The organism is Lachnoanaerobaculum saburreum DSM 3986 (genome assembly GCF_000185385.1).
In the GTDB taxonomy this organism is placed as follows: domain Bacteria; phylum Bacillota; class Clostridia; order Lachnospirales; family Lachnospiraceae; genus Lachnoanaerobaculum; species Lachnoanaerobaculum saburreum.
The window spans coordinates 1-2401 of the sequence record NZ_GL622297.1 but is presented as its reverse complement, the minus strand read 5'-3'; the positions used below and the strand labels follow the sequence as shown (position 1 = coordinate 2401).

The following is a 2401-nucleotide window of genomic DNA, read 5'->3' as shown; positions in this document are numbered from 1 at the left end:
GAGACACGAGAAACCTTGTGGGAAGCAGGGGGGACCACCCCCCAAGGCTAAATACTGTCAGTGACCGATAGCGTATAGTACTGTGAAGGAAAGGTGAAAAGAACCCCGGGAGGGGAGTGAAAAAGAACCTGAAACCCTATGTTTACAAACTGTGGAACACCGAAAGGTGAACCGCGTACTTTTTGTAGAACGGTCCGGCGAGTTACATGTACAGGCAAGGTTAAGTATTAAAGATACGGAGCCGAAGGGAAACCAAGTCTTAACAGGGCGAGATAAGTCAGTATGTGTAGACCCGAAACCGGGTGATCTATCCATGTCCAGGTTGAAGTTCGCGTAAAAGTGAATGGAGGACCGAACGCACATCCGTTGAAAAGGGTGGCGATGAGGTGTGGATAGGGGAGAAATTCCAATCGAACCCGGAGATAGCTGGTTCTCCTCGAAATAGTTTTAGGACTAGCCTCGTTATTAGTCTACCGGAGGTAGAGCACTGAATTTTTGCGGGGGCGTCAAAGCCTACCAAGAGATATCAAACTCCGAATGCCGGATAGATGATTAACGGGAGTCAGACTGCACGAGATAAGTTGGGTAGTCAAAAGGGAAAGAGCCCGGACCCGCGGCTAAGGTCCCAAAGTGTGTGTTAAGTGGAAAAGGATGTGGGATTTCAAAGACAGCTAGGATGTTGGCTTAGAAGCAGCCATACATTAAAAGAGTGCGTAACAGCTCACTAGTCGAGAGGTCCTGCGCCGAAAATGTCCGGGGCTAAACACAACACCGAAGCCCGGGAATGTATTATATACATTGGTAGAGGAGCATTCTTATAAGCGTAGAAGCCATACCGAAAGGAGTGGTGGAGTAATAAGAAGAGAGAATGCCGGAATGAGTAGCGAGAAAGAGGTGAGAATCCTCTTGGCCGAATATCTAAGGTTTCCTGAGTAAAGCTGATCTGCTCAGGGTAAGTCGGGGCCTAAGGCAAGGGAGAAATCCGTAGTCGATGGATAACAGGTACAGATTCCTGTACTACATATAATCAGAACTGTGGGGACACGGAGACTGAAACCGAACCCGGGAGGACAAAAACCGGGGCAAGCGAAGTACCTGTATGGGAGGCAAATCCACCATACAAAGGGAAGACGTGATGCGTACCGAAAGTTAGTAGGGAAGTCGGTTAGGGAGCCGTCAAGAAAAGCCGCTATTGTATTATATGTACCCGTACCGCAAACCGACACAGGTAGATGAGGAGAGAATCCTAAGGCCGGCGGGAGAAGCATTGTTAAGGAACTCGGCAAAATGACCCCGTAACTTCGGGAGAAGGGGTGCCACTTTAGTAGAGTGGTCGCAGAAAAAAGGCTCAAGCAACTGTTTAGCAAAAACACAGGTCTATGCGAAACCGTAAGGTGAAGTATATGGGCTGACGCCTGCCCGGTGCCGGAAGGTTAAGAGGAGAAGTCAGGAAACGAAGCTTTGAACCTAAGCCCCGGTAAACGGCGGCCGTAACTATAACGGTCCTAAGGTAGCGAAATTCCTTGTCGGGTAAGTTCCGACCCGCACGAAAGGCGTAATGATTTGAGCGCTGTCTCAACAATGCACCCGGTGAAATTGAAGTACCAGTGAAGATGCTGGTTACCCGCGCCAGGACGGAAAGACCCCATGGAGCTTTACTCCAGTTTGGTACTGGGATTCGGTAATACTCGTACAGGATAGGTGGGAGACGAAGAAGTATGGACGCCAGTTTATACAGAGTCGCCGTTGGGATACCACCCCTGTATTACTGGATTTCTAACCTGCATCCGTCAACCGGATGGGGGACAATGCCAGACGGGGAGTTTGACTGGGGCGGTCGCCTCCGAAAGAGTATCGGAGGCGCTCGAAGGTTCCCTCAGAATGGTCGGAAACCATTCAAAGAGTGCAAAGGCAGAAGGGAGCTTGACTGTGACACCGACGGGTGGAGCAGGTACGAAAGTAGGACTTAGTGATCCGGTGGTATAAAGTGGGATTGCCATCGCTCAACGGATAAAAGCTACCCTGGGGATAACAGGCTTATCACTCCCAAGAGTTCACATCGACGGAGTGGTTTGGCACCTCGATGTCGGCTCATCGCATCCTGGGGCTGTAGCAGGTCCCAAGGGTTGGGCTGTTCGCCCATTAAAGCGGTACGCGAGCTGGGTTCAGAACGTCGTGAGACAGTTCGGTCCCTATCCGGCGTGGGCGTAAGATATTTGAGAGGAGCCGTCCTTAGTACGAGAGGACCGGGACGGACTGACCGCTGGTGTACCTGTTGGAGAGTGACTCCATAGCAGGGTAGCTAAGTCGGGAAGGGATAAACGCTGAAGGCATCTAAGCGTGAAGCCCCCCTCAAGATGGGATATCTCATACGCAAGTATTAAGACCCCTTGAAGACTAC

1 rRNA gene is annotated in these 2401 nt (G+C 50.8%); it reads left to right on the top strand.

What is annotated here, in order from left to right:
* Nucleotides 1-2401, top strand: a 23S ribosomal RNA gene (locus HMPREF0381_RS13995); the annotation flags it as partial.